Raw genomic sequence first — 951 nt, forward strand, 5'->3', positions numbered from 1 at the left:
CTGTGGCTGAACTCGCCGCAGACGTTGCAGAGCTATCGGCTTTTGTGGCAGAACTTGCAGCCGCAGTTGCGGAATTACCTGCTGCTGTGGCTGAACTTGCTGCGGCGGTCGCAGAACTAGCCGATTCGGTAGCCGAACTCACCGCGGAAGTTGCAGAATTACCCGCTTCTGTGGCTGAACTTGCAGCAGCAGTCGCAGAATTTTCCGCTTTTGTGGCTGAACTCGCTGCGGCGGTCGCAGAACTAGCCGATTCGGTAGCCGAACTCGCCGCGGAAGTTGCAGATTTACCTGCTTCTGTGGCAGAACTTGCCGCAGCACTTGCGGAATTACCCGCTTCTGTTGCCGAACTCGCCGCTGAAGTCGCAGAATTCTCCGCTTTTGTGGCAGAGCTTGCTGCGGCGGTTGCAGATTTACCTGCTTCGGTAGCTGAACTTGTCGCAGACGTTGCGGAATTCTCCGCTTTTGTCGCAGAGCTTGTAGCCGCGATTGCGGATTTACCCGCTTCTGTGGCTGAACTCGCTGCTAAAATTGCAGAATTAGCCGCTTCTGTGGCGGAGCTTGCAACAGACATTGCGGAATTACCTGCTTCTGTGGCAGAACTTGCCGCGGCAGTTGCGGAACTAGCTGATTCGGTAGCCGAACTTGCCGCGGAAGTTGCAGAATTACCCGCTTCTGTGGCAGAACTTGCCGCAGCACTTGCGGAATTACCCGCTTCTGTTGCCGAACTCGCCGCTGAAGTCGCAGAATTCTCCGCTTTTGTGGCAGAGCTTGCCGCGGCAGTTGCAGAATTAGCCGCTTCAATAGCTGAGCCTGCTGCTGAAGTTGCAGAACTATCGGCTTTTGTGGCTGAACTTGCCGCAGATGTTGCAGAGCTATCGGCTTTGGTGGCAGAACTTGCAGCCGCACCTGCGGAATTACTTGCTTCTGTGGCTGAACTTGCTGCGGCGGTCG

General features: G+C 55.8%; 1 protein-coding gene. It reads left to right on the forward strand.

Features of this window, described 5'->3' with window-relative positions; translation table 11 throughout:
• Positions 1-951: hypothetical protein (locus tag BN3349_RS11905; RefSeq protein ID WP_180334858.1), on the forward strand; the 951-nt coding region annotated here is incomplete at both ends.

The sequence above is a fragment of the Necropsobacter massiliensis genome (assembly GCF_000827595.2).
GTDB classification, from domain to species: domain Bacteria; phylum Pseudomonadota; class Gammaproteobacteria; order Enterobacterales; family Pasteurellaceae; genus Necropsobacter; species Necropsobacter massiliensis.